The sequence below is a fragment of the Enterobacter sp. BNK-34 genome (genome assembly GCF_048684445.1).
In the GTDB taxonomy this organism is placed as follows: Bacteria; Pseudomonadota; Gammaproteobacteria; order Enterobacterales; family Enterobacteriaceae; genus Enterobacter; species Enterobacter pseudoroggenkampii.
In genome coordinates this window covers 3,227,278-3,245,782 of sequence record NZ_JBLQUA010000001.1, presented here as the reverse complement: position 1 = coordinate 3,245,782, position 18,505 = coordinate 3,227,278, and the positions used below count along the sequence as shown (strand labels likewise).

The following is an 18,505-nucleotide window of genomic DNA, read 5'->3' as shown; positions in this document are numbered from 1 at the left end:
GCACTCCCTACACTCTGCGCCAACGTACACCTGCCTCCTCAGGAGAATAAGAGAATGCAACCCAGGAAAGGATTTTTAGTCTGGCTCGGCGGCTTAAGCGTGCTGGGCTTTTTGGCCACCGACATGTACCTGCCCGCGTTTGCCGCGATGCAGGAAGACCTGCAAACCCCTGCGGCGGCCATCAGCGCCAGCCTGAGCCTGTTCCTTGCCGGTTTTGCTTTCGCGCAGCTGCTGTGGGGACCGCTCTCGGATCGCTTTGGTCGTAAACCGGTACTGCTGCTGGGTCTGGCCATTTTTGCCGTGGGCTGCCTGGGGATGCTGTGGGTGCGCGATGCCACCTGGCTGCTGGTGCTGCGCTTTATTCAGGCCGTGGGCGTCTGTGCTGCGGCGGTGACCTGGCAGGCGCTGGTGACCGACTACTATCCGGCTAACCGCACAAACCGTATTTTCGCCACCATTATGCCGCTGGTGGGTCTTTCCCCTGCCCTGGCTCCGCTGCTGGGCAGCTGGATCCTCGCGCACTTTGACTGGCAGGCCATTTTTGCCACGCTGTTTGCCATCACGCTGGTGCTGATGCTGCCGGCGTTTGCCCTTAAGCCCGCGCATAAAAAAGAGGCGCATGCGGATGCGAAGCCGATTACCTTCACCTCCCTGCTGAGCGCCAAGGCGTATCGCGGGAATGTCCTGATTTATGCCGCCTGTTCGGCCAGCTTCTTCGCGTGGCTCACCGGTTCGCCGTTTATTCTGCACGATATGGGCTACAGCCCGGCGGCCATCGGTCTGAGCTATGTTCCGCAGACCATCGCGTTCCTGGTGGGCGGGTACGGCTGCCGCGCGGCGCTGCAAAAATGGGAAGGTCAGCAGATGCTGCCATGGCTGCTGGTGCTGTATGCGCTGAGCGTCATCGGTACCTGGGCCGTCGGGTTTATTCCGGGCGCGGGCCTGGCTGAAATTTTGATTCCCTTCTGCGTGATGGCCGTGGCGAACGGGGCGATTTACCCGATCGTGGTGGCACAGGCGTTGCGTCCGTTCCCGCAGGCGACAGGCCGCGCCGCCGCGCTGCAAAATACCCTGCAGCTGGGTCTGTGCTTCCTGGCAAGTCTGGTGGTCTCGGCGCTGATTGCGACGCCACTGTTAACCACCACCAGCGTGATGCTGGTCACCGTTGCGCTGGCGGTGATGGGCTATCGCATGCAGGCCTCCGCGCAGCGTGAGCAGGATAGCGGCGCTCAGGTGGAAACCTCGCATGCCTGATTGCGCCAGAAATCATGTTACATTTCAGTGATTAGGTTGCTAACAATTTTCTATTGAATCACCAAATTTTGAGGCCTATACTAAATTTGGTTCGATTAAATACGATAAATATTAAGTGTTAACGGGAGCCGGAGTGCTCCCGTTTTACCATGGAAGGCATTTCGGCAAGGGTTATCTCCCTTCCTCTGTTCTACGTCGGATACTAGCCTCGCGGTATTTACCGTGAGATTTCTCACAAACCAAAAAAAGCGTCTACGCTGTTTGAAGGTTCTGATCACATCAGGGTGATGGAGAAGCTATGAGTTCATCGTGTATAGAAGAAGTCAGCGTTCCGGACGACAACTGGTCCCGGATCGTCAGTGAACTGTTAGGTCGAGCAGGCATCACTATCAACGGATCTTCGCCATCCGATCCCCAGGTTAAACATCCCGACTTTTTTAAACGCGTGTTGCGGGAAGGGTCGTTAGGCCTGGGAGAAAGTTATATGGACGGCTGGTGGGAGTGTGAACGGCTGGATATCTTTTTTGCCAGCGTGCTGCGTGCCGGTCTGGAAAATCAACTCCCCCGCAATCTGAAAGATACCCTGCGTGTCGCCTCTGCCCGACTGTTTAACTTGCAAAGTAAAAAACGCGCCTGGATCGTCGGCAAAGAGCATTACGATCTCGGCAATGACCTGTTCAGCCGCATGCTGGACCCTTTCATGCAATACTCCTGCGCCTACTGGAAAGACGCGTCGACGCTTGAGGAAGCACAGCAGGCCAAACTGCGTCTGATCAGTGAAAAGCTGCAGCTACAGCCCGGCATGCGCGTGCTGGATATCGGCTGCGGCTGGGGCGGGCTGGCGTATTTTATGGCGAAGCACTATGGCGTCAGCGTGGTCGGCGTGACGATCTCAGCGGAACAGCAAAAAATGGCGCGAGAGCGCTGCCAGGGTCTCGATGTGGATATCCGGCTGCAGGACTACCGCGACCTGAACGAGCAGTTCGACCGGATCGTTTCCGTCGGCATGTTCGAGCACGTGGGGCCAAAAAACTACGATACCTACTTTGAGGTGGTGGATCGTAATCTGAAACCGGACGGGCTCTTCCTGCTGCACACCATCGGCTCTAAGCGGACCGACAATAACGTTGACCCGTGGATCAATAAATACATCTTTCCGAATGGCTGTTTACCGTCCGTTCGCCAGATCGCCAACGCCAGTGAATCCCATTTCGTGATGGAAGACTGGCATAACTTTGGTGCGGACTACGACACCACCTTAATGGCGTGGCATGAACGTTTCCAGAAAGCCTGGCCCGAGATTGCGGACAACTATTCAGAACGATTCAAACGGATGTTTAGCTATTATCTGAATGCCTGCGCGGGGGCGTTTCGCGCACGGGATATTCAGCTCTGGCAGGTGGTATTCAGCCGGGGGATTGAACACGGACTGCGTGTCGCACGCTAAAAAAATAACCCCGGCTATCCGGGGTTATTTTTTATTCTTCTTCTGCGGTCTTTATTATTGCGGCTTCTTTTGCTGCCAGCACGCGCTCCACCGTATCCACCACCGCCTGGGTTTGCGGATCGATTTCGATATTCACACGATGCCCCAGTTTTTTGGTGCCCAGCGTGGTGCGCTGCAGCGTTTCAGGAATTAAATGCACGCAAAAACGCGTTGGCGTCACTTCTCCCACCGTCAGGCTAATCCCGTCAATGCCAATAAATCCTTTATAGAGGATGTATTTCATTAATGACGGGTCCTGCATTTTAAACCAGATTTGACGGTTATTTTCCGAGGTCACGATTTTCGCCACTTCGGCAGTGGTCATGATGTGCCCGGACATCAGGTGACCGCCAATCTCATCGCTGAACTTCGCCGCGCGCTCAACGTTGACGGTATCGCCTACCACCAGCTCGCCCAGGTTAGTGATCCGCAGCGTCTCTTTCATTAAATCAAAGCTAATCTGGTTGCCGTTAATTTCGGTCACGGTCAGGCAGCAGCCGTTATGCGCAATCGACGCACCGGTTTCAATGCCCTCAAGCATATATTCCGGCAGCTCAACAACATGAGTACGGAAATTAGGTTTTTCATCAATGGACACCACTTTGGCGGTGCCCTGCACAATACCAGTAAACATGCTTACAACTCCTGTTTTTTCCGGACGGTGGTGACACCGTTTAATCCCACCACAATAACAGTTGGAAAAACAGGTTGCCAGCGGAGCGCATTTTCTGGCGATTTTTTCACTAGATAAATAGCTAAAGCCCGCTACAATAGCTGGCACCCCCCTGCATTTTCTTCTCGCTGCCCGTTTCGGCGGCTTTTTTAGTCTCTCAAATAACAACAAAATAAAGGTGTTCACGTGCAGAAGTACATGAATGAAGCGCGCCAGTTATTGGCACTGGCTATACCAGTGATCATCGCGCAAGTGGCCCAGACCGCAATGGGATTTGTGGATACGGTAATGGCAGGTGGCTACAGCGCCACCGATATGGCGGCCGTGGCTATCGGTACGTCAATCTGGCTTCCGGCCATCCTGTTCGGCCACGGTCTGCTGCTCGCACTCACGCCTGTTATCGCTCAGCTCAATGGCTCGGGTCGTCGCGAGCGCATTGCCCATCAGGTCCGTCAGGGGTTCTGGCTGGCAGGGTTTGTCTCCGTGCTGATCATGGTCGTGCTCTGGAACGCGGGCCATATCATCCGCGCGATGCATAACATTGACCCGGCCCTGGCGGATAAAGCCGTGGGCTATCTGCGTGCCCTGCTTTGGGGTGCGCCCGGCTACCTCTTTTTCCAGGTAGCGCGTAACCAGTGTGAAGGTCTGGCGAAAACCAAGCCCGGGATGGTGATGGGTTTTATCGGGCTGCTGGTCAACATCCCGGTTAACTATATCTTTATCTACGGTCATTTCGGGATGCCGGAACTGGGCGGCGTCGGCTGCGGCGTGGCGACAGCCGCCGTTTACTGGGTGATGTTCTTCTCGATGCTTACCTTCGTGAAGCACGCCCGCTCCATGCGAGACATTCGCAACGAGAACAGATTCAGCACGCCGGACTGGAGCATCATGACGCGTCTGGTGCAGTTAGGGTTGCCGATTGCCCTTGCGCTGTTCTTTGAGGTGACCCTGTTTGCCGTGGTTGCCCTGCTGGTCTCCCCGCTGGGCATTGTGAACGTGGCCGGACACCAGATTGCGCTGAACTTCAGCTCCCTGATGTTCGTCCTGCCAATGTCGCTGGCCGCGGCAGTGACGATTCGCGTGGGCTTCCGCCTGGGACAAGGTTCGACGCTCGATGCGCAAACCGCCGCGCGGACCGGACTGGGCGTCGGCGTCTGCATGGCCATTTGCACAGCGCTTTTCACCGTGGCGCTGCGCGAGCAGATTGCCCTGCTCTATAACGACAATCCGGAAGTCGTTACGCTGGCATCGCACCTGATGCTGCTGGCTGCGATTTACCAGATTTCGGACTCCATCCAGGTGATTGGCAGCGGCGTGCTGCGCGGTTATAAAGACACGCGCTCCATTTTCTTTATCACTTTCATCGCCTACTGGGTGCTGGGTCTGCCGTGTGGTTATATTCTGGCCCTGACCGACCTTGTGGTTGACCGCATGGGACCGGCGGGGTTCTGGATGGGCTTTATCATCGGCCTGACGTCGGCGGCGATTATGATGATGATGCGCATGCGCTTCCTGCAGCGTCAGCCATCAACGATCATTTTGCAACGCGCTGCCCGTTAAATACGCAGTAGCCGCCACCCGGCGGCTACTTTCTCTTCACTTTGCGCGGTAATACAGCAATCGCGTGAAATCAGAGAGAAAATTGCATTTTCCCTCTTGCCACCTCGGTGCTGTGCCGCTAATATTCGTCCCCGTTGTCACCGACAACACGTTGCGTTCATAGCTCAGTTGGTTAGAGCACCACCTTGACATGGTGGTGGTCGTTGGTTCGAGTCCAATTGAACGCACCATTCTGCGTCCGTAGCTCAGTTGGTTAGAGCACCACCTTGACATGGTGGGGGTCGGTGGTTCGAGTCCACTCGGACGCACCATTTCAGTCCTGAAATGGTGCAAATCCTCTTCTGATAGCCTGAATTTTCCTAATCCTTCATTTTCATTACTGTTCTCCTGCTACGCTTTTCTCATGGAAAAAAGAGAGGACAACCGTCGATGAAGAAAATCGCCATTATCGGTTCCGGCCCAACAGGGATTTATACCTTTTACGCCCTTCTTAAAAACCCGCAGCCGCTTTCGGTCTCCGTCTTTGAACAAAGTGATGAAGCGGGCGTGGGTATGCCCTATAACGACGACGATAACTCTCGTCTGATGCTGGCAAATATCGCAAGTATTGAAATCCCGCCCATTTTTATGACCTACCTCGACTGGCTCAAGGGCCAGAGCGAAGCCCATCTGGCACGCTTTAAGGTTGATAAAGCCCGCCTGCATGACCGACAGTTCCTGCCCCGGCTCCTGCTGGGTGAGTATTTCCGCGACAGCTTTCGGTCCATCGTAAAAGAGGCGGAAAAACGGGGATTTCAGGTTGATGTCCATAAATCCGCCCAGGTCACCGATATCGTGCCCTCGAAAGAAGGCGTTACGCTTTCCGTCAACGGCAGCGCCTTTCCTGAACGCTTCGACCTTGCGGTTATCGCCACCGGCCACGTCTGGCCAGAGGAGGATGAAGCCACGCGCACGTTCTTCCCCAGCCCGTGGTCCGGTCTGATGGACGCCAGTATTCCTCCCTGTCGCGTCGGTATTATGGGGACATCGTTAAGCGGTCTCGACGCGGCCATGGCGGTCGTAATGCAGCACGGTGCGTTTCGCGATGATAAATTTGTGCTAAATAAAGGCAGCGAGGCGCTGAAGATTATCCTGATGTCCCGGACGGGCATTCTGCCGGAAGCCGATTTTTACTGCCCTATTCCTTACGAGCCGCTGTCGATATTGACCGAACGCGTGTTAGAAAGCGAGATTGCCAAAGGACCGGATGGCCTGCTCGATCGTATCTTTGTCCTGATGGTCAAAGAGCTTCAGCTTGCCGATCCGGCGTGGTGCGAAAAAATGTCTCTGCATACGCTGAATGCGGACACCCTTCGTGAGGCCTGGTTTGAGGATCGTAAACGGCACGGACCCTTTACCTGGGCGGAAGATAACCTGAAAGAAGTTGAGAAAAATAAACGCGAACGCCGTACCGTGGCCTGGCGCTATACCGTGCTTCGGCTGCATGAAGTGGTTCAGGAGATCGTTCCCCATCTCAGCGATCGAGACGTTGAACGCTTCAAACAGGGGCTGGCTCGGGTATTTATCGACAACTATGCCGCCATCCCTCCGCAGTCTATCCGCAGGCTGCTCGCACTTCGCGAAGCCGGCATCATCAGCGTGGCCGCGCTCGGTGACGACTACACGCTCGACGTTGGCAGCGATCGAACGGTGATAACCACACAAGAGACTGTTTACCGCTTCGACGTTTTTATTGATGCGCGCGGGCAAAGGCCGCTCAAAACGAAAGATCTGCCCTTCCCGAAGCTGCGAAAACAGCTGGAAGCGACCGGCGATGAGATACCCGATATCGGCGAGGATTACACCTTAAAAGCGCCTGACACCGTTCGCGGGCGCATCACCTTCGGTGCGATACCTTGGCTGATGCACGATCGTCCCTTCGTTCAGGGGCTGGCGGAGTGTGCAGAGATTGCAGAGGCGATGGCGAAAGCGGCGGAAAAACCCGCGTCGGGGGTGCGGCGGAGATTACCCTATTTTGAAAACTGACAGGGCATCCGTGCCCTGCTGTCGCGGATTACTCGAAGAAGACTTCCGGGTTTTCCGACAGCGAAACGAAGGTTTTCGTCTCTTTATTCAGGGCGAGTATTTCGCCGCTTTCAATGTCGTACACCCAGCCGTGCAGTCGGATGGAGTTATTACGCAGGCCCACCGCGACGGAAGGATGGGTCTTAATGTTGCTCAGCTGCGCAAACACGTTCTCCTGCACCATCGCATTGACCTTATCGATCGGCTTATCCCAGGTTTTTTTCTCCACCACGGCTTTCGCCGCGTCGGAATAGCGCAGCCAGTGTGACACGGCAGGCATCGGCTCCAGGTTCGCGTTATCGGCAATCGCCTTCATCGCGCCACAGTTGGAGTGACCACAAATCACGATATCCGTGACGCCCAGCGCCACAACGGCGTATTCGATGGTAGCGGACACACCGCCAGGCTCCGGTCCGAACGGCGGCACGATGTTGCCAGCATTACGAATGACAAAGAGTTGTCCTGGCTCTTGCTGGGTGACAAGTTCCGGGACCAGACGGCTGTCGGAGCATGAGATGAACAGCGCTTTGGGATTCTGGCTGGACGCTAAACTGCGGAAGAGTTCTTTACGTTGCGGGAAAATCTCTTTTTGAAAGCTGAGAAAACCTTCAATGATATGTTGCATAGCAATGTCTCTTTTATCTGTTTTAGTTTAGGTATGATCGAGATCACACTCGTAAAGTTTACCCATCGGGGTTTACTTCAGACAAGCAATATATTTCTGGCCCGAGCGCTGCACAATTTCGTCCGCGTTAGCGAGGATGTTCTGCCCTTCGAACGCGCCGTACAGACGTTCAAACGTTCTGCCTTCCAGATGATTCACGACCGACGCCACGGTGCGGGCCGGCAGCGGAAGATAGTTCGGGTAGCTCCACATAAACGAGACGGCGTCTTTACCCGGCGTGACCTGCAGAATATCGCCCGCCAGCAGCACCCCGTCCCCCTCCTGCCAGTGCAGCACCGTTCCCCCGGCAAAATGCCCCCCCAGACGCAGCATGGTGACTGACGGGAAAATCTCCAGCGCATCCCCCTCCCAGAAATGAATGGCCGGGCTCTCGCGCATTACCCACTCGCTGTCGCTGGCGTGCAGGTACACCGGCGCAGCAAACGCCGCAGCCCACTCCTGCATCGTGGTGTAATAGTGCGGATGTGAAATCGCAATCGCGCTGATGCCGCCGAGGGCGGTAATGAGCGTTTTGGTTGCGGGGTCGAGGTTGGCGATACAGTCCCAGAGAATATTGCCGTGGGGCGTTTGCAGCAGCAGCGCCCGCTGGTTGATCGCAAACGCCGGGACCGTTTTGATCCCAAACAATCGCGGCTCCAGCTGCTGCCATTTGTTGCTGTGCGTGGCGTTGACGGTATCGAGATCGGTCCACGCCTGCCCCGTGCTGGGGACATACTGGCGTTCATCCTCGCAGATCGGGCATTTCTCAGGCTGTGTATCGTAAGCCGTTCCGCAGGTTTTACAGAGTGTAATCATGTGCTCTCCTCAGCGATAAAGCACTGAGTATGGCAGGGATTATCCTTATGTGCTGCGAGGTACATTGCTGGCTTTTTTTACCCTATACTGTGCCAGTATCGAAAACTGAACAGAGCAGGTGCAACATGGAAATTGATCTCGATAATTTAGTCTTTAACGGTCTGGATGAAGCAGAAGAGCGTAATGCGGAACGTCTGGACGACGCGGATAAAAAAGCGCAGGCGATTGTCGCCGACGACGACTGCGGCGACGCCTGCAAGATCTAATAAAAAAGCACCGGGAAACCGGTGCTTTTTTATTTCACTCGTTAAACGTCACGCACACCTCGTTCCAGTACGTTTCGCGCGTGCGGCGCAGTTCAGCGTGACGTTTTATCATGGAACCACTCCGGGTCAATGTTGGCAACGTCCACGCCATACAGGCTGGCGACAGGCAGTATTGACTCAAGAACACGTTGCGCGCTGTTCTCCGCATTCACTGGTCGGGTCGCAAAAAACCGCCGTAACGTGCTGATCCACTTTTTCATCGTCTTACCCTCTCTCGCCGTGTCTGACCTCAGTTAAGCACTCAAATGCCGCGCGGGTGAAATACCAAAATCCACTGTCCATGTGCAGGATTTGCAAATAGCCTCCCGTTCTTTTCACGCTTCATTAACACCTTGTTCACTAATGCTTTTTTGCTCAAAGCAAAGAACGATTTCTTATTTGGCGATAGCTTTCGCTTATGGGAGCGTAGCGGGGTAAAACAAAAACAACGGGATGGCGTATGACTATGGCAGCAAATATGAAAGGGTTTACCAAACGGACACTGGTTCTGGGATTACTGGCGGCGGGGAGCCTGCTTTCAGCGCAGGCACAGGCCGATCAGCTGGCGGATATTAAGGCCGCAGGGGTGGTGAAAGTGGCCACGTTTGACGCCAACCCGCCGTTTGGCTCGATTGATGCCAAAACGCACGAGATCGTGGGTTACGACGTGGACTTCGCCAAAGCGCTGGCAAAATCGCTCGGCGTGAAGCTTGAACTGGTTGCCACCAATCCGGCCAACCGTATTCCGCTGCTGCAGTCCGGGAAAGCAGACCTGATCGTGGCAGATATCACCATCACCCCGGAACGCGCGCAGGTGATTGATTTCTCGACGCCTTACTTCGTCACCGGCCAGCAGTTCCTCGTTCCGGTGAAATCACCGGACAAGCTCGATGACTATAGCCGGGCGCGCATTGGCGCGGTCAAAGGCACGACGGGCGAGCAGGCGCTGCACCAGCGTTTCCCGCAGTCCCGCGTCCTCTCTTATGACGACATTCCCCTGGCGTTGACCGCACTGCGCAATGGTAACGTCCAGGCCATTACCCAGGACAGCACCATTCTGGCCGGTCTGCTGGCGCAGGCGCCGGATAAAGCGAACTTCAAAATCCTGCCCGATCTGCTCAGTAAAGAAGAGATTGGCGTGGGGGTGAAGAAAGGTGAAACGGCGCTGCTGAAGGCCGTTAACGACGAGCTGGTTAATCTCGAGAAGAACGGTCAGGCAGCAAAAATCTACGATGTCTGGTTTGGCCCAAACACGCCTGCCCCGCAGCCTCGCGCCTTTAAAATAGAAGCCAGATAATTATGCTCTCAGGTTTATTTTCACACTCCGCGGCCGGTGCCGCGGATTTTTCACATCTGGAACAGGCCAGCGTCGAGTTTCGTCATGTGGACAAACGCTACGGTGACCATCAGGTTTTAAACGACATTAATCTCACCATCACCCCCGGTGAAGTGGTCGCCATCCTCGGCCCGTCGGGTTCCGGTAAATCCACCCTGATTCGTCTCATCAACCAGCTTGAAACCCTTAGCGGCGGGGAGATTCTGGTCGATAACAAGCCTACCGGAAAGCTCTCCGGTACCGGGCTGCGTCAGCTGCGCAGCCGCGTGGGGTTTGTGTTCCAGCAGTTCAATCTTTACGCCCATCTCACCGCCAGCCAGAACATCACCCTGGCACTGGAGCACGTTCACGGCTGGAAGCCGCAGCCTGCCCAGGCGCGCGCGCTGGCCCTGTTGGAGAAGGTCGGAATGCTGGAAAAAGCCCACCATTTCCCGGCAGAGCTTTCCGGCGGGCAGCAGCAGCGCGTCGCGATTGCCCGTGCCCTGGCCTCTTCACCCCAAATCATCCTGTTCGATGAACCCACCTCGGCGCTGGATCCGGAGATGATTGGTGAAGTGCTGTTTGTGATGAAGGCCCTCGCCCACAGCGGGATCACGATGATTGTCGTAACCCATGAGATGCAGTTTGCCCGGGAGATAGCCGACAGAGTCGTCTTTATCGACGGGGGGCAAATTCTGGAAATTGCGCCGCCGGCGCAATTTTTCAGTCGGCCCTCGCATCCGCGCGCGCAGCGGTTCCTGCAAAAGGTGCTCAACCCGCTGCATCAGGAGCATCTGTAATGCCCGCGCTCGACTGGCAGGGGGTACTGACCGGACAGCCTCTGCAGTGGATACTCGCCGGATTCCTCACCACCCTGTGGGTAACGCTTGCCGGGATGATGCTGGCCAGCCTGCTCGCATTGCTCTTTATGCTTCTGCGCCTTTCCGGCGGACGCCTCGGGAACGCGGTCGTCAGCAGCTGGGTGTCGCTGTTTCGCAATACGCCGCTGCTGGTGCAGCTGCTGTTCTGGTATTTTGCCGCCTGGAACGGTCTACCGCAGGCGTTCCGCGACGCGGTGAACGCGGATCACAGCTGGTCAATTCTGCCCGGCGACGTCTGGTGGTTTACGCCCGAATTTTTATGTTCTGCCTGGGGGTTGGGTGTCTTTACCTCGGCGTTTTTAATTGAAGAGGTGGAGTCGGGCTTACGTTCCGTGCCTGCCGGACAGCGGGAGGCAGCGCTCGCTCAGGGATTCTCCGCGTGGCGCCTGTTTCGCTACATCCTGCTGCCGCAGGGGCTGGCCAACGCCTGGCAGCCGGTCGTTGGCCAGTACCTTAATCTGATGAAGCTCTCCTCGCTCGCCAGCGGGATTGGCTTCGCCGAGCTGACCTATCAGGTCAGGCAGATTGAGAGCTATAACGCACACGCGCTGGAAGCATTTACCTTCGGAACCGCACTCTATCTGCTGACCGGCCTGGTCATGGGGATGGTGCTGGTTCGCATTGGACCTGAAGCGAAACGTAAACGCCCAAACGTCGCCACCTCAGGGAGTGAAAAACATGATTGCCGGACTTAATGTCATCACCGATAACCTCGATTATCTGCTGTGGGGACGCGCGGCAACGGGTGAACCGGGGGGCGTATTGCTCTCGTTGATGATGGCGATTGGGGCCGCCGTCATTGCTCTGCCCGGTGGGATAGTGCTCGCGTGTCTGGCCTGGCGCTTTACCGGGCTCGTGCGCAAGACCCTCTTTTTGTGGGCAGAGCTGATTCGCGGTATCCCGCTCATCTTCGTAATTTTCTGGATGTGGTATCTCCTGCCGCTCATTACCGGGGGCGATCTGCCGGGGGCGCTGACCGTCACGCTGGCGCTGGCCTGGTTTACGGCGGCTACCGTAATGCACTCGGTACTGGCCGGACTTAATGCGCTACCGTCCGGGCAGTACGAAGCCGCACTGTCACAGGGATTCAGCACGCAGCAAACCCTGTGGCGCGTGCTGCTGCCGCAGGCGCTGAGGAACATTCTGCCGTCGCTGGTGGGGATTTTTATCAGCCTGCTGAAGGATACGTCGTTGGCGTTTATCGTGAACGTACCGGAACTGACGACGGTGGCGGGACAGGTCAACAACCGGGTGCAAATCTACCCGGCGGCCATTTTTATCTTTACGGGCGTGGTCTACTACCTGCTCTGCTGCTCGCTCGAGCAGCTTGCAAAGCGCTGGCGCTTTACCCGGCCAGCGCTTTAACTACCGTTTCCATCGCTTCGGTTGTCAGTTCACTGCGTTTCACGCGCTGGTTCGCCAGCGCGGTACGCAGGACTCCGGCAATGACAATATGCTTTGGCTCCTGCCCTAAATCACGCATCTCAAGCACCACCTTCCCGACCACCCGGCACATCTCCTGGTACAGCGCTTCATCTTTGGTCACGTTACCCATCGTCATCACTCCATTGCCTGTTAAACGTTGAGCTTAAATGATTCTCCAGCCGGATACAAAAAAGAAGCCCGGCGAGAAACTCGCCGGGCTTCATCTGTAAAATCAGTAAATTAGTTATTTACTGGAATGACCGCGCCTTTGTACTTGGTGCGGATCCAGTCCTGAATCTCTTTTGAGTGCAGCACGTTCACCAGCGCGACGATGTCTTTCTTCTTCTCGTCACCGCGATGCACGGTGATGATGTTGGCATACGGGTTGTTTTCACCGCTCTCAACCGCAATCGGGTCGTGAACCGGATCCAGACCCGCGTCAATCGCATAGTTGGCGTTAATCACCACCGCGTCGCCTTCGTTGTTGTTGTACATCTGCGGCAGCAGAGACGCTTCAACGTTAGGCGTGAACTTCAGCTTTTTCGGGTTCTCGACGATATCGCTGATGCGCGCGGTCACTTTATCGATGCCCGGCTTCAGCTTGATCACGCCCTCTTTTTCGAAGATAGAGAGAATACGCCCCTCTTCAGAAACCGCGTCACGCATGATGATTTTGCCGCCTTCCGGCAGGTCTTTCAGCGACTTGTATTTTTTGGAGTAGATGCCGATTGGCTCAATGTGGATCGCGCCCGCACTGACAAAATCGTAGTCTTTATCGCCCGCATGATCTTTCAGCACGCTGTTCAGGTAAGGAATGTGCTGGAAATAGTTCGCGTCGATGTCATGACCCGCCAGCGCGGTGTTCGGCAGAATGTAGTCCTGGAACGGTTTAATCTCCAGGTCGATCCCCTGCTTCGCCAGAATCGGCTTTGCCTGCTCCAGAATTTCGGCGTGCGGCGTGTTGGATGCGCCCACGGTCAGGGTGTCAGCCCAGGAAGCGAAGCTCAGGGCGCTCAGGGTTGCGGCGGCGATCAGTGTCAGTGTCTTTTTCATGATGTGGTTCCTGTGTGTATTTATTAGCGTTTATCTAACAGTGAAGTAATGACATCGCCGCAGAACTGGATAATGAAAACGATGATTAAAATGGTCACCGTTGCCACCAGCGTGACGTCACCATGGTTGCGCTGGAATCCTTCCAGATAAGCCAGATTTCCCAAACCACCGGCGCCAATCACCCCCGCCATTGCGCTGTAGCTCACCAGCGCAATGAGCGTCACCGTAATACCTGATACCAGTGCAGGTGATGATTCCGGCAGTAAAACCCGAAACACTAACGTGCTCAGTCGTGCGCCCATCGAGCGCGTTGCTTCTATGACGCCTTTATCCACTTCACGCAGGGCGATCTCCACCAGGCGTGCGTAGAACGGTGCGGCACCCACAATCAGCGCCGGCAGCGCCGCGTTGGCACCAAGGATGGTGCCGACGACGGTCTTGGTGAACGGGATCAGCAGGACAATCAGAATGATGAACGGAATCGAGCGGAACACGTTCACCACAATCGAAATGACGCTGTAGACCGTGCGGTTGTGGAACAGCCCGCCGCGTGCGGTTAAAAACAGCGCCAGACCCAGCACGATACCCAGTACAAAAGTCGCCACGCCGGACAGCGCGGTCATGTACAGCGTCTCCAGCGTCGCCGCCCAGAGCTGATCCCACTTGAGATGCGGAAAGAGATCCTCAGCCATGTTTAATCACCTCGCCTTCAATATCGCTGTGCTTCAGGTCGGCGAGGATATTGTTCAGTTGTTCATCGGATGCCACGACATGTATCCAGAGCTGGCCAAACACGCCGTGGGCGGTTTGCGTCATTTTCCCGTGCAGGATGTTAAACGGCAGGCCATAGCGCAGGGTCAGTTCACCCACGATCGGCTTATGCGTGCTGTGCCCGGTAAAGGTCAGCCTGATGACCGTACCTTCCAGATCGTTTGCCAGTTCGGTATTGAACGTTTCTTCTTCAGCGTACTGACTCACCTGACGGACAAACTGCTGCGTAATCGGCTGCTGCGGATGGGTAAAGACGCTCAGCACGTCGCCCTCTTCCACGACTTTACCGTTCTCCATCACCGCCACGCGGTCGCAGATTTTGCGCACCACATGCATCTCGTGCGTGATCAGCACGATGGTCAATTTGAACCGGCGGTTAATATCCAGCAGCAGATCGAGGATCTGATCGGTGGTCTGCGGGTCAAGCGCGGACGTGGCTTCATCGCAGAGCAGCACGTCAGGGTTGTTAGCCAGCGCACGGGCGATGCCGACGCGCTGTTTCTGGCCGCCACTGAGCTGAGACGGGTAGGCATGCTCGCGGCCTTTCAGGCCGACCAGCTCCACCAGCTCGGCGACGCGGGCGGTGATTTTTGCTTTCGGCACGCCGGCAATCTGCATCGAGAACGCAATATTCTCGCTGACCGTGCGCGACCACAGCAGGTTGAAGTGCTGAAACACCATGCTGATTTTCAGGCGCGCCTGACGCAGCGCTTCACCTTTTGCCGCCGAAATGTCCTGTCCATTAATGGTGACGCTACCGGCGCTGGGTTTTTCCAGGCCGTTGAGCAGACGAATCAGCGTGCTTTTACCTGCCCCGCTGTAACCGATAATCCCGTATATCTGTCCCTGTGCTATCGTCAAATTGACGTTATCAACGGCTGTGAGTGCTACCTTTCCGTTGTCAAAAACCTTCGAAATATTGCTCAGTACAATCATTCTTATTCGTTATCCGTGCCGCCCATGGCGGTTTAGCAGTATGGATGTCCAAACGATAGTAAACAGGCGTTATCAGCTTTTAAATGAACAAAAAAGAATTTGTTATAACTTTCGGAAATAAACAGCGGATTTACCGGGTGGGATGCATTTAGACCAATTTCAGCAATGATTATCTGCCGGATGCATATCTGCTGGCGAATGCCTGCGAAAAACGGTCATTTTTTCAGCATTTCATGCCAATATAGCCATCCTCACATCCAGACAACTTTACGTCTTGCTGTCCTGACTTCCAAAAACGGCATTTATATTCCTTTCTGTTCTAAAGAGCAGTGAATGGTTCTTTATTGAGAAAATTTCACCGCCCTATCATCCCGTCATGACATCCAGAAAGGAAAACATCATGACGATTTATCACTCCGTCACTGAACTGATTGGTCGTACCCCGCTGATCCAGCTGCATAAGCTTGATACCGGTCCCTGCTCGCTGTTCCTGAAGCTGGAGAACCAGAATCCGGGCGGTTCGATTAAGGATCGCGTTGCGCTGTCGATGATTAACGAAGCGGAACGCACCGGGCAGCTGCAGCCGGGCGGCACGATTATTGAGGCCACGGCGGGCAATACCGGCCTCGGTCTGGCCCTGATCGCCGCCCAGAAAGGCTACTCGCTGATCCTGGTGGTGCCGGACAAAATGAGCCGCGAGAAGATTTTCCACCTGCGGGCGCTGGGTGCCCAGGTGGTACTGACCCGCTCCGACGTCAACAAGGGCCATCCTGCCTATTACCAGGATTACGCCCAGCGTCTGGCGAACGAACTGCCCGGCGCGTTTTACATCGACCAGTTCAACAACGAAGCCAACCCGCTGGCGCACCGCACCACCACGGCGCCGGAACTGTATGAACAGCTTGACGGCAAAATCGATGCCATCGTGGTGGGCGTCGGCTCAGGCGGCACGTTGGGCGGCCTGCAGGCATGGTTCGCCGAGCACTCTCCGCACACGGAGTTTGTCCTGGCCGATCCGGCCGGTTCCGTTCTGGCCGACCAGGTGGAGACCGGACGCTACCACGATGCGGGCTCCTGGCTGGTTGAGGGTATTGGCGAAGACTTTATTCCGCCGCTGGCCCACATTGAAGGGGTGAATCGCGCCTGGCGCATTACCGATCGCGAAGCGTTTACCACCGCGCGCGAGCTGCTGAAAACGGAAGGCATTCTGGCGGGCTCCTCCAGCGGCACGCTGCTGGCGGCCGCGCTGAAGTATTGCCAGGCGCAAACCACGCCGAAGCGCGTGGTGACCTTCGCCTGTGACAGCGGCAATAAATATCTCTCGAAGATGTTCAACGATGACTGGATGCGACAGCAGGGACTCATCACGCGCCCCCAGGCCGGCGATCTCTCTGACTACATTGCCCTGCGCCACGATGAAGGCGCCACCGTCACCGCCGCCCCGGACGACACGCTCTCCACCGTCCTGGCACGGATGCGCCTGTATGACATCTCCCAGTTGCCGGTGCTGGAGAACGGCAAGGTGGTGGGCATTATCGACGAGTGGGATCTCCTGCGGCACATCGGCGGCGACGGCGATCGCTTCGCGCTTCCGGTGACGGCAGCCATGACGCGTCAGGTGGAGTTCCTGGATAAACACGCGCCGGAAAGCGCCCTGAACGCCATCTTCGACCGCGGTCTGGTGGCCGTGATTAATGACAACGACCGTTTTCTCGGTCTGATTACGCGCAGCGACGTTCTGACCGCCTGGCGCAACCGTCTACAGCAATAAAGGAATCAATGATGAAAAATCTGGCCACCCTCAGCGTCCACAGCGGCGAATTCAACGACCAGCACGGCGCCGTCATGCCGCCGATTTACGCCACCTCGACGTTTGCGCAACCCGCGCCCGGGGAGCATACCGGATATGAGTACTCCCGCAGCGGCAACCCTACCCGCCATGCGCTGGAAACGGCGATTGCCGAACTGGAAGGCGGCACGCGCGGCTACGCCTTTGCCTCCGGTCTGGCGGCCATCTCCACGGTGCTCGAACTGCTGGATAAAGACAGCCACATCGTCGCTATTGATGATGTATACGGCGGCACATACCGTCTGATCGAGAACGTGCGCAAGCGCAGCACCGGCCTGCAGGTCAGCTGGGTTAAACCGGACGACTTAGCCGGGCTTGAGGCCGCCATTCGCCCGGACACCCGCATGGTGTGGGTCGAGACGCCAACCAACCCGCTGCTGAAGCTGGCGGATCTGGCGGCCATCGCGGCAATCGCCCGTCGTCATAATGTCATCAGCGTGGCGGATAACACCTTCGCGTCGCCGGTGATCCATCGTCCGCTGGAGTCGGGTTTCGACATTGTGGTGCACTCCGCCACCAAATACCTTAACGGCCATTCTGACGTGGTGGCCGGGCTGGCGATTGTCGGGGACAACAAGGAACTGGCGGATAAGCTGGGCTATCTGCAAAACGCGGTGGGCGGCGTACTGGATCCGTTCAGCAGCTTCCTGACGCTGCGCGGTATTCGCACGCTTGCGTTGAGGGTCGAAAAGCACAGCACCAACGCGCTGGCGATTGCGCAATGGCTCGATCAGCATCCTCTGGTCGAAAAGGTGTTCTATCCCGGCCTGGAATCACATCCGCAATATCAGCTTGCCCGTACGCAGATGGCCCTGCCCGGCGGGATGATTTCTGTCGTGGTCAAAGGCGATGCGCAACGCGCCACCGAGGTGATACGCAGCCTGAAGCTGTTTACCCTCGCGGAAAGCCTGGGCGGCGTGGAGAGTCTGGTGAGCCAACCTTACAGCATGACGCACGCCTCCATTCCGCTGGAGCAACGTCTGGCAAACGGCATTGTGCCGCAGCTGATCCGTCTGTCAGTCGGGATTGAAGATCCCAAAGACCTGATTGCCGACCTCAGCCAGGCGCTGCAGAAATAAGCAAATGGCGGCAGGTCCATCACCTGCCGCCACAAGTTGTCATCATGGCTTAACGCCTTGATAACAATATTATGAGAAACAGCACAGATTATTTCTGAAACACCGTTTCCATTTTCCTTTTATCTTAAAATCAGCGTATAATGCGCGCCAAATCCCTGGTGAATGGTTTCAGCGCTTGGAATACAAAAAACAACGTACAACTTCTCCACTCCTTCGTTGGGCTGTCACTCAGGCACACTTTCTTCTGCACGCTCATTTGATGTCTCCTATCCTTAGTGCGTGTCATATACTCTTTTGCAACACAGGTTTGACTCCGCGGCGGTGCGCCCCCGGAGCGAGATTTCCATATCCTTCCCAACTTAAAGACTAAGACT

At 56.1% G+C, this 18,505-nt stretch carries 20 protein-coding genes and 2 tRNA genes; 14 read left to right on the top strand and 8 right to left on the bottom strand.

All coding sequences use genetic code 11. From position 1 onward, the window contains the following. Positions 1-54: 54 nt before the first annotated feature. Together punC and cfa are read left to right on the top strand one after the other, a co-directional pair. Positions 55-1,254 carry a purine nucleoside transporter PunC gene (gene punC / locus ACMGG5_RS15930; RefSeq protein ID WP_061715420.1) on the top strand — a complete coding sequence of 400 codons (1,200 nt, stop codon included), beginning with the start codon at positions 55-57 and terminating at the stop codon, positions 1,252-1,254. Between the two features lie 298 nt (positions 1,255-1,552). Then, a complete protein-coding gene (cfa, locus tag ACMGG5_RS15925; protein ID WP_008500601.1) occupies positions 1,553-2,701 on the top strand; it encodes a cyclopropane fatty acyl phospholipid synthase in 1,149 nt (382 codons plus the stop codon). A gap of 31 nt (positions 2,702-2,732) precedes the next feature. Here the strand turns inward: cfa and ACMGG5_RS15920 are convergent, their stop codons facing one another. Then, positions 2,733-3,374, bottom strand: a complete 642-nt coding sequence (locus tag ACMGG5_RS15920; protein WP_024909373.1) for a riboflavin synthase — start codon at positions 3,372-3,374, stop codon at positions 2,733-2,735. Positions 3,375-3,599: 225 nt separating this feature from the next. Here ACMGG5_RS15920 and mdtK point away from each other — a divergent pair, with 225 nt between their 5' ends. The 4 genes from mdtK to ACMGG5_RS15900 all read left to right on the top strand — a co-directional run bounded on the left by mdtK (position 3,600) and on the right by ACMGG5_RS15900 (position 6,998). Then, on the top strand, positions 3,600-4,973 hold the full coding sequence (mdtK, locus tag ACMGG5_RS15915) for an MdtK family multidrug efflux MATE transporter (RefSeq protein WP_024909374.1): 1,374 nt from the start codon (positions 3,600-3,602) through the stop codon (positions 4,971-4,973). A gap of 153 nt (positions 4,974-5,126) precedes the next feature. Next, positions 5,127-5,203, top strand: a tRNA-Val gene (locus ACMGG5_RS15910). A 4-nt stretch (positions 5,204-5,207) separates the two neighbouring features. Next, positions 5,208-5,284: transfer RNA gene (locus tag ACMGG5_RS15905), tRNA-Val, on the top strand. Positions 5,285-5,402: 118 nt separating this feature from the next. After that, positions 5,403-6,998, top strand: coding sequence for an FAD-NAD(P)-binding protein (locus ACMGG5_RS15900; RefSeq protein ID WP_420278156.1), 1,596 nt, complete (start codon positions 5,403-5,405; stop codon positions 6,996-6,998). Positions 6,999-7,026: 28 nt separating this feature from the next. Here the strand turns inward: ACMGG5_RS15900 and ACMGG5_RS15895 are convergent, their stop codons facing one another. Beyond that, positions 7,027-7,662 carry a carbonic anhydrase gene (locus ACMGG5_RS15895; RefSeq protein WP_024909376.1) on the bottom strand — a complete coding sequence of 212 codons (636 nt, stop codon included), beginning with the start codon at positions 7,660-7,662 and terminating at the stop codon, positions 7,027-7,029. Positions 7,663-7,734: 72 nt separating this feature from the next. Continuing rightward, positions 7,735-8,517: an MBL fold metallo-hydrolase gene (locus ACMGG5_RS15890; protein ID WP_248164192.1), complete on the bottom strand. Its 783-nt coding sequence runs from the start codon at positions 8,515-8,517 to the stop codon at positions 7,735-7,737. Positions 8,518-8,642: 125 nt separating this feature from the next. Here ACMGG5_RS15890 and ACMGG5_RS15885 point away from each other — a divergent pair, with 125 nt between their 5' ends. Then, positions 8,643-8,783 carry a hypothetical protein gene (locus tag ACMGG5_RS15885; protein WP_003857665.1) on the top strand — a complete coding sequence of 47 codons (141 nt, stop codon included), beginning with the start codon at positions 8,643-8,645 and terminating at the stop codon, positions 8,781-8,783. Positions 8,784-8,875: 92 nt separating this feature from the next. Here the strand turns inward: ACMGG5_RS15885 and ACMGG5_RS15880 are convergent, their stop codons facing one another. Continuing rightward, complete coding sequence (locus ACMGG5_RS15880; RefSeq protein WP_014831607.1) at positions 8,876-9,043, bottom strand: hypothetical protein; 168 nt, start codon at positions 9,041-9,043, stop codon at positions 8,876-8,878. Positions 9,044-9,288: 245 nt separating this feature from the next. Between ACMGG5_RS15880 and ACMGG5_RS15875 the strand changes: the two genes are divergently transcribed. Genes ACMGG5_RS15875 through ACMGG5_RS15860 form a run of 4 tightly spaced genes read left to right on the top strand, consistent with a single transcriptional unit; the run spans position 9,289 to position 12,383 of the window. After that, a complete protein-coding gene (locus ACMGG5_RS15875; protein WP_193745651.1) occupies positions 9,289-10,119 on the top strand; it encodes an ABC transporter substrate-binding protein in 831 nt (276 codons plus the stop codon). Between the two features lie 2 nt (positions 10,120-10,121). After that, entirely contained in the window at positions 10,122-10,937 is an 816-nt protein-coding gene (locus ACMGG5_RS15870) for an amino acid ABC transporter ATP-binding protein (RefSeq protein ID WP_024909379.1), read from the top strand. After that, positions 10,937-11,713: an amino acid ABC transporter permease gene (locus ACMGG5_RS15865; RefSeq protein WP_420278155.1), complete on the top strand. Its 777-nt coding sequence runs from the start codon at positions 10,937-10,939 to the stop codon at positions 11,711-11,713. The genes ACMGG5_RS15870 and ACMGG5_RS15865 overlap by 1 nt, the downstream gene beginning before the upstream one ends. Continuing rightward, positions 11,697-12,383 (top strand): amino acid ABC transporter permease, encoded by a 687-nt coding sequence (locus ACMGG5_RS15860; protein ID WP_024909381.1) that lies wholly within the window; start codon positions 11,697-11,699, stop codon positions 12,381-12,383. The genes ACMGG5_RS15865 and ACMGG5_RS15860 overlap by 17 nt, the downstream gene beginning before the upstream one ends. On the opposite strand, the gene fumD is transcribed toward ACMGG5_RS15860, so the two are convergent. The 4 genes from fumD to ACMGG5_RS15840 all read right to left on the bottom strand — a co-directional run bounded on the left by fumD (position 12,364) and on the right by ACMGG5_RS15840 (position 15,203). After that, on the bottom strand, positions 12,364-12,573 hold the full coding sequence (gene fumD, locus ACMGG5_RS15855; RefSeq protein ID WP_008500615.1) for a fumarate hydratase FumD: 210 nt from the start codon (positions 12,571-12,573) through the stop codon (positions 12,364-12,366). The two genes, ACMGG5_RS15860 and fumD, sit on opposite strands and share 20 nt — an antisense overlap. 110 nt (positions 12,574-12,683) lie before the next feature. Continuing rightward, the gene (locus ACMGG5_RS15850) at positions 12,684-13,496 is read right to left on the bottom strand and encodes a MetQ/NlpA family ABC transporter substrate-binding protein (protein ID WP_008500616.1); all 813 of its coding nucleotides are present in this window, start codon (positions 13,494-13,496) and stop codon (positions 12,684-12,686) included. 23 nt (positions 13,497-13,519) lie between these two features. After that, on the bottom strand, positions 13,520-14,188 hold the full coding sequence (locus ACMGG5_RS15845) for a methionine ABC transporter permease (RefSeq protein ID WP_024909382.1): 669 nt from the start codon (positions 14,186-14,188) through the stop codon (positions 13,520-13,522). Beyond that, a complete protein-coding gene (locus ACMGG5_RS15840; RefSeq protein ID WP_420278154.1) occupies positions 14,181-15,203 on the bottom strand; it encodes a methionine ABC transporter ATP-binding protein in 1,023 nt (340 codons plus the stop codon). The genes ACMGG5_RS15845 and ACMGG5_RS15840 overlap by 8 nt, the downstream gene beginning before the upstream one ends. Before the next feature lie 400 nt (positions 15,204-15,603). Here ACMGG5_RS15840 and ACMGG5_RS15835 point away from each other — a divergent pair, with 400 nt between their 5' ends. The 3 genes from ACMGG5_RS15835 to ACMGG5_RS15825 all read left to right on the top strand — a co-directional run bounded on the left by ACMGG5_RS15835 (position 15,604) and on the right by ACMGG5_RS15825 (position 18,501). Then, a complete protein-coding gene (locus ACMGG5_RS15835; protein ID WP_024909384.1) occupies positions 15,604-16,974 on the top strand; it encodes a pyridoxal-phosphate dependent enzyme in 1,371 nt (456 codons plus the stop codon). 11 nt (positions 16,975-16,985) lie between these two features. Beyond that, on the top strand, positions 16,986-18,131 hold the full coding sequence (locus ACMGG5_RS15830; protein WP_420278624.1) for a trans-sulfuration enzyme family protein: 1,146 nt from the start codon (positions 16,986-16,988) through the stop codon (positions 18,129-18,131). Between the two features lie 175 nt (positions 18,132-18,306). Next, on the top strand, positions 18,307-18,501 hold the full coding sequence (locus ACMGG5_RS15825) for a hypothetical protein (RefSeq protein ID WP_418721936.1): 195 nt from the start codon (positions 18,307-18,309) through the stop codon (positions 18,499-18,501). Positions 18,502-18,505 lie beyond the last annotated feature (4 nt).

Bases quoted from the DNA above. Each gene is read 5' to 3' on its own strand.
- punC (WP_061715420.1), top strand. From the start codon at position 55: ATGCAACCCAGGAAAGGATTTTTAGTCTGGCTCGGCGGCTTAAGCGTG.
- cfa (WP_008500601.1), top strand. From the start codon at position 1,553: ATGAGTTCATCGTGTATAGAAGAAGTCAGCGTTCCGGACGACAACTGG.
- ACMGG5_RS15920 (WP_024909373.1), bottom strand. From the start codon at position 3,374: ATGTTTACTGGTATTGTGCAGGGCACCGCCAAAGTGGTGTCCATTGAT.
- ACMGG5_RS15900 (WP_420278156.1), top strand. From the start codon at position 5,403: ATGAAGAAAATCGCCATTATCGGTTCCGGCCCAACAGGGATTTATACC.
- ACMGG5_RS15895 (WP_024909376.1), bottom strand. From the start codon at position 7,662: ATGCAACATATCATTGAAGGTTTTCTCAGCTTTCAAAAAGAGATTTTC.
- ACMGG5_RS15890 (WP_248164192.1), bottom strand. From the start codon at position 8,517: ATGATTACACTCTGTAAAACCTGCGGAACGGCTTACGATACACAGCCT.
- ACMGG5_RS15885 (WP_003857665.1), top strand. From the start codon at position 8,643: ATGGAAATTGATCTCGATAATTTAGTCTTTAACGGTCTGGATGAAGCA.
- ACMGG5_RS15880 (WP_014831607.1), bottom strand. From the start codon at position 9,043: ATGAAAAAGTGGATCAGCACGTTACGGCGGTTTTTTGCGACCCGACCA.
- ACMGG5_RS15875 (WP_193745651.1), top strand. From the start codon at position 9,289: ATGGCAGCAAATATGAAAGGGTTTACCAAACGGACACTGGTTCTGGGA.
- ACMGG5_RS15870 (WP_024909379.1), top strand. From the start codon at position 10,122: ATGCTCTCAGGTTTATTTTCACACTCCGCGGCCGGTGCCGCGGATTTT.
- ACMGG5_RS15865 (WP_420278155.1), top strand. From the start codon at position 10,937: ATGCCCGCGCTCGACTGGCAGGGGGTACTGACCGGACAGCCTCTGCAG.
- ACMGG5_RS15860 (WP_024909381.1), top strand. From the start codon at position 11,697: ATGATTGCCGGACTTAATGTCATCACCGATAACCTCGATTATCTGCTG.
- fumD (WP_008500615.1), bottom strand. From the start codon at position 12,573: ATGGGTAACGTGACCAAAGATGAAGCGCTGTACCAGGAGATGTGCCGG.
- ACMGG5_RS15850 (WP_008500616.1), bottom strand. From the start codon at position 13,496: ATGAAAAAGACACTGACACTGATCGCCGCCGCAACCCTGAGCGCCCTG.
- ACMGG5_RS15845 (WP_024909382.1), bottom strand. From the start codon at position 14,188: ATGGCTGAGGATCTCTTTCCGCATCTCAAGTGGGATCAGCTCTGGGCG.
- ACMGG5_RS15840 (WP_420278154.1), bottom strand. From the start codon at position 15,203: ATGATTGTACTGAGCAATATTTCGAAGGTTTTTGACAACGGAAAGGTA.
- ACMGG5_RS15835 (WP_024909384.1), top strand. From the start codon at position 15,604: ATGACGATTTATCACTCCGTCACTGAACTGATTGGTCGTACCCCGCTG.
- ACMGG5_RS15830 (WP_420278624.1), top strand. From the start codon at position 16,986: ATGAAAAATCTGGCCACCCTCAGCGTCCACAGCGGCGAATTCAACGAC.